The organism is Desulfobacteraceae bacterium (assembly GCA_022340425.1).
Lineage (GTDB): Bacteria > Desulfobacterota > Desulfobacteria > Desulfobacterales > JAABRJ01 > JAABRJ01.
This window is the reverse complement of the sequence record JAJDNY010000103.1, coordinates 1-4,708: the sequence shown is the minus strand read 5'-3', so window position 1 is coordinate 4,708 and position 4,708 is coordinate 1. Positions and strand designations below refer to the sequence as shown.

4 protein-coding genes are annotated in these 4,708 nt (G+C 66.5%); all 4 read right to left on the bottom strand.

What is annotated here, in order from left to right; translation table 11 throughout:
- Positions 1-398 (bottom strand): glucokinase (locus LJE63_09240; protein MCG6906799.1); only part of this gene is annotated, 398 nt, incomplete at its 3' end.
- 49 nt (positions 399-447) lie between these two features.
- Positions 448-1,110, bottom strand: a complete 663-nt coding sequence (locus LJE63_09235) for a PRC-barrel domain-containing protein (GenBank protein MCG6906798.1) — start codon at positions 1,108-1,110, stop codon at positions 448-450.
- Between the two features lie 364 nt (positions 1,111-1,474).
- Positions 1,475-2,458 (bottom strand): xanthine dehydrogenase family protein subunit M, encoded by a 984-nt coding sequence (locus LJE63_09230; protein ID MCG6906797.1) that lies wholly within the window; start codon positions 2,456-2,458, stop codon positions 1,475-1,477.
- A gap of 3 nt (positions 2,459-2,461) precedes the next feature.
- A partial coding sequence (locus tag LJE63_09225) for a xanthine dehydrogenase family protein molybdopterin-binding subunit (GenBank protein ID MCG6906796.1) occupies positions 2,462-4,708 on the bottom strand: 2,247 nt, incomplete at its 5' end.

Sequence of the window (4,708 nt, the reverse complement as noted above, 5' to 3'; positions counted from 1 at the left end):
AGAACGGCCAGCGCGCCGTGGCGCGCGGGCCGGGCGTCTTGCAGGGATGCCGTCTCGGAGGCTTTGAGCAGGGGGATCGCCTGCACCGTGGCCTCCAGATCGTTCAACAAACGGCAGTGCCGCCAGCCGAACCGGCGGACGAGATCCTCCTGGGCAATCGTCCAGGACACATTGGTCAGTTGCGACCGGCCGTCCACCACCGGACCGGCCACCGCCAGACAGGCCGCGGTGATGGGCTCTCCCCGATAGTCCTTCAGGTAGCTTTCGATAAGGTCGGCCGGATCTTCGTAGGCAGCCGTTTCAAAGCGGTGGCTCTCCTCCGCCCGTGGTCTCTCGGAACCCGGTCTGAACAGCGCGAGGTTGGTCTTGGTGCCGCCGATATCGCCTGCTAAAATCATGTCATCCCTCTCGTGTGCCGCATAACCGATCCTGCCCGCCACCCCATTATTATGATGCTTCTTCCGCCGGCGGCAAGTTGGCCACGAAATCCTTGTCCACCGTTAGCCGCACCGAATCCTCGAAAACATGCTTGATCCAGGCGCTGGGAATCAGCTTTTCTTCTCTGTTCAGCATCCCGTGGGCGACTACGATGTGGGTCACGCGGTGTTCTTCGGGTTCGGCATAGACTTTGACCACCTTGCCCAATCGCGCACCCTCTGCGTCCAGAACCACGGCCCCCTCCTCCAGCGGGATGGTGCCCTCCGGTATGCTGCGCCGTCCCTTGCGGACGAATAGCGGCTTCGACGTGCGCTCATCCAGGCCGACCGCCCACCAGGGTGTGCTGATGCCGGTGTGGTACCAGATCAGACGGCGCGCCTCTTCGGCCTCGTGGTCCCGAAAATCTTCGAAGCGGCCGACGGGGATGAAAGCGTCCTCTTCGAAGTCGGGGTAGCTGTCCGGGTCGACCGCCCCTTTTTGCAGTGTGACAGTGTCTTCCGTCGTGGTGGCGATCTCGCTCACCGGGATCACTTTGTCTTCCTTGAACAAATGGCCCTTTTGGACGACCAGGTGGGTCACCTCGCCGTCTTCCGGATTTACCACCACCCGATGGAGGCGGCCGAGGCGTTGCCCCGTATGGGAGATGACGTGCGCGCTTTTCCTGAATTCCATGGGTCTCTTCTCCTCTTCTGCAGCCCTAAAAACAGTTGGTCGGCCCAACAACAAAGGCCGGCTTTGGGGGCAGCAAACACCAATGCCGCCGGCCCCGTAAATGGGCTCAATCCTGTATTACGGCGCCAGCGATGACGCATCCCGGGTGGGTCGCGCAGCCGCCCCTGTAAGGGGGATCCGCCCGATAGGCACGAGAAAGCGCATGAAAAGCGTCTGCATGGGAGATCCTTTGCAACGGCGATGTTTCCTTGGATGGAAGCGCACGATCAGGCCGGTCGGCCCCGGTGGAGATGCTGATCCGCTCGGGCCGGCCGCCGGGGATGCCGGATTCCGCATCCCCAAACAGCCACATTCAGCAATCGTTTCAGTCCGCTTGAGAGATGCGCAGCAGTTCTTCTTCGACGACCCCGCGGAAGAGCGGCAGTTTGTAAGTGTTTTTTTCCAGCGGTTGGGCGCCCTCGACTGCGGCTTCCGCCGCCGACACGATGGTGTCGCGGTCCAGGGCGCGCCCGCGGATTGCGTCTTCCACCGGCCGGGCGCGCCAGGGCACCGGGGCCGCACCACTCAGTACCACCCGACCGTCCGTGACGCGCCCCCCATCGAACTGCAGGGCCAGGGCCACCCCGGCCAGGGCGAAGTCCCAGGCCCGCCGGGCGCGCACCTTGCGGTAGCTCGACCGCAGGCCCTTGGGCGGCGGCGGGAGTTTGACGGCGGTGATGATCTCGCCGGGCTCCAGCCAGGTTTCCCGCTCCACGTCCTGGGCCGGCAATACGTGCAGCTCGCTCACGGGCAGACGACGGGCGCCGCCGGGGCCGACGATCTCCACCCGGGCGCCCAGGGCCATCAGATTCGGCGCTGTATCCGAGGGGTGCACGAAAAAGCAGATGTCGTCACTGCCGAAGATGGCGTGAAACTGGTTTTCGCCCTGGGCGGCAAAGCAGGTGCCGCCGCCCTTGCGCAGGCAGTCGAACTCGCCCCGGTAGTACCAGCAGCGCGGCTTCTGGCAGAGGTTGCCGCCGATGGTTCCCTGGTTGCGCAGCTGCGGGCTGGCCACCGACGCCGCTCCGGCCGCCAGACCGGCGTAGCGCTGACGGACCAGGGGATGTTCGGCCACCGCGTTGATCGTCGTCAGGGCACCGATGCGCAGCCCTCCGTCGGCGGTTTCCGCAATGCCGGTCAGGTCGGGTAGGGCGCTGATGCTGACCACCTTGCGCACGTCGAAGAGGCCCTCCCGCAGGCAGCCCAGCAGATCGGAGCCCCCGGCATGGACGTAAGCCCCCTCCTCGGCGAGCTGGCGGACGGCGTCTTTGAGGGATGACGGACGAATGTAAGCAAACTGGGGCAGCATGGCTCAAGCCTCCTTTTTCCGTTCGGCCAGGCGTTGGCAGATTTGCATCGGGGTGATGGGCCCCTCGGTGAAGCGGATGCCCACGGCGTGGTAGACGGCGTTGGCCAGCGCTGCGGCGGTGGGGATGGTCGTGGGTTCGCCCAGCCCCTTGGCGCCGGTGATGTTGGCCGCGGCGTCGGGCATGTCGATGGGCAGGCTGGTGATCTCGGCCGGCACGTCCAGGGCGGTGGGCAGTTTGTAGTCGTGCCAGTTGCGGTTGACCATCTTGCCGGTCTGGTTGCCGTCCAGGATCCGCATTTCGGTGGCGGCCAGGCCGATGCCCATGGTGACGCCGCCGATCACCTGGCTGTCGAAGCCCAGGCGGTGCATGACCCGCCCGCTCTCGTTGGCGGCCAGGAAGCGCAGGACGCGCATCTCGCCGGTGCGGATGTCGATCTCCACCTCGCAGAACTGGGCGGCAAAGGGATTGACGATCTTGTCCGCGGGGTTGGGGCCCCGGTGGCCCTCCCCCACCACGACGCCGCGTTTCTTGAGGGTTTTCAGGTCGGTGACGCGGATGCGTCTCTCCGGCGGGCGGCGGGAGATGATCTCCGGGCCCTCGTAGTCCAGGTCGTCCAGGGGCAGGTCCAGCTCGTCGGCCGCCATCTCCATCAAGCGGCGTTTGACCTGGATGGCGGCCTCGCGCACGGTGGGGGCCTCGGTGGGCACCGTCTTGCTGCCTCCGCTGGGGGTGGCGTACTGGGTGGTGCCGGTGTCGGCGTTTTCGATCTGGATCATCTCGGGCTTGAGGCCCAGCTCCTCGGCCACCACCATGGCCATGACCGTCTTGGTGCCGGTGCCGATGTCGCTCATGCCCAGGTTGAGGTTGGCGCTGCCGTCGGCAAAGAGTTTCAGGATCACGGTGGAAGGCGGTCCGCCCCCGCCCACGATCCACACGCAGGAGGCCATGCCCACTCCCCGGCGCAGATATTCCTGCTGATGACCGGCGGCAGCCTTGCGGCGCGCCCCTTCCCAGTCGAACTGCCGGGCGCCCTCCTCCAGACAGCGCTTGAGTCCGCTGGTGGTATAGGGCTTGTCCTCCCGGGCCTGGCTGACCGCCGGCACGTTTTTCAGCCGCAGGGCCACCGGGTCCATGCCGATCTTCTCGGCCAGGGCGTCCATCATCTGCTCCAGGGCCCAGGAGCACTGGGGATGCCCCGGAGCCCGGAAAGGGCGCGCCGGGCCGGCATTGATAAAGACGTCCGTACACTCGGTGGCCACGTTGGGGCAGCGGTAGAGATCGCGCACCTGCCAATCCACGAGGGAGGTGCCGCCGGCCGGATAGGCGCCGCCGGTGCCCAGGCAGCGGAACTGCAGCGCCGTGAGGGTGCCGTCTCTTTTGACCCCCGCCTTGAGGGTCATGTTGCTGGGGGGGCGATTGCCCACCGCCAGAAAAGTGGCCTCCCGGGGCAGGAAGAGTTTGACCGGCCGGGCCGCCTTGCGGGCCAGAAGCGCCGCGATGACCGAATACTTGCCGGCCCGCAGCTTGCTGCCGAAGCCGCCGCCCACATAGTGCCCGATGACACGCACCTTGGCCAGGGGGAGACCCAACACCTCGGCTACCCGGGACTGCACGGCATAGACGCCCTGGGTGGATTCCCAGAGGGTCAGCCTGTCGCCGTCCCAGCTGGCCACGCAGCCGTGCCGCTCCAGGGGTGTGTGCACCTCGGCTTCGGTGCGGTAGTGCTGTTCGAGAACCACATCCGCCTCGGCGAACCCCTTTTCCACATCCCCGCGCGTGTAGCGGTCGGTCTTGACCTCGTTACCCCCCTCGTGGATGCGGGGGGCATCTCCATCTAAGGCCTTGCGTTCGTCGTCAACGTGGCCGAGCACCTCATAGTCCACCTTGATCGCCCGGGCGGCGTCCCAGGCTTGATCGGGTGTATCTGCCGCTAGGGCGGCCACGGTCTCGCCCTCGAACCGGCAGACCGGATCGAAAAGCCGGGATGCGACATCGCGAAACGACCAGGCCAGGTCGGCCTGCGGCGAGGACGGCCCGAGGACGGCGCGTACGCCGGACATCTTGGCGGCCGTCCCCAGGTCGACCCCCTTGACCTTGGCATGGGGGTGGGGGCAGCGCAGAATCGCGCCGTAGCACATGGCGGGCAGAACCACATCGGAGGGATAAACCGCCGTGCCGCTCACCCGTTCGTAAGCGTCCACCCGGGGCAGGGGCTTGCCGATCACGTCGGTCGCGCCCCAGGGCTGCGG

What these genes read in the sequence shown, in the direction of transcription:
- LJE63_09235 (MCG6906798.1), bottom strand. Translation starts at nt 1,110, where the DNA reads ATGGAATTCAGGAAAAGCGCGCACGTCATCTCCCATACGGGGCAACGC.
- LJE63_09230 (MCG6906797.1), bottom strand. Translation starts at nt 2,458, where the DNA reads ATGCTGCCCCAGTTTGCTTACATTCGTCCGTCATCCCTCAAAGACGCC.